This is a genomic window from Mycobacterium sp. 1245852.3 (assembly GCF_001669335.1).
GTDB classification, from domain to species: Bacteria; Actinomycetota; Actinomycetes; order Mycobacteriales; family Mycobacteriaceae; genus Mycobacterium; species Mycobacterium europaeum_A.
The window spans coordinates 1-798 of sequence record NZ_LZLL01000471.1; the positions used below are offsets into that span (position 1 = coordinate 1).

At 68.2% G+C, this 798-nt stretch carries 2 protein-coding genes; one reads left to right on the plus strand and one right to left on the minus strand.

The window, feature by feature from the left end; translation table 11 throughout:
• On the minus strand, positions 1-513 hold a 513-nt coding region (locus A9W96_RS20915), incomplete at its 3' end, for an LLM class flavin-dependent oxidoreductase (RefSeq protein WP_156765343.1).
• Between the two features lie 66 nt (positions 514-579).
• Here A9W96_RS20915 and A9W96_RS20920 point away from each other — a divergent pair.
• Positions 580-798: enoyl-CoA hydratase/isomerase family protein (locus A9W96_RS20920; RefSeq protein ID WP_197499594.1), on the plus strand; the 219-nt coding region annotated here is incomplete at its 3' end.

Consider the following 798-nt stretch of genomic DNA (forward strand, 5'->3'; position numbering starts at 1 on the left):
GGCGATCGGCATCGACCCGTTGACCGGAAGCAGCTGCAGCCGAGCCTCATTCAGGGTGAACCAGTCGCTGTGATGGGTGACGACCTCACCGGCGAGCAGCCGGATGATCACGCCCAGGGCCTCGTTCATCCGCGGGCGCTGCGTGCTGGGATCGATGCCCATCATCGTGGCGTCGGAGATCAGCGCCCCGGGCCCCACGCCCAACATGGCCCGGCCGTGGGTCAGGTAGTCGAGCTGCACGAACCGGTCGGCCACCATCATCGGGTGGTGATACGGCAGGCTGACGACCCCGGAGCCGAGCCTGATCCGCCGGGTCCGTTGCCCGGCGGCCGCCAGGAACATCGCCGGATCGGCGATGTTCTCCCATGCCGCCGAGTGGTGCTCGCCCACCCACGCCTCGTCGAAGCCCCACCGGTCGCACCATTCGATGAGCTCGAGGTCCCGCTCGTAGGTGGTCAACGGGCTCTCGCGGACCGGGTGGTAGGGCGCGATGAATGTTCCGAACCTCAACATGCCGTCCTGCTCCTATGATCGACGTCAACGTTCATGTTCAACCGATGACCAGTAAGGGGCGCCTCGATGCTCGATCCCGCCGCATACCGCACCATCGATGTCGCCGTGGACGGCGCGACCGCCGTCGCCGTGCTGACGCTGAACCGGCCGGACAAGGCCAACGCCGTCGACGACGTGATGCATTCGGAGCTGTCGCGGGTGTTCGCGGCGGCCCAAGACGACGTCCGGGTGCGTGCCGTCGTGCTGACCGGGGCGGGCCGGACCTTCTCCGCCGGCGGCGACGAG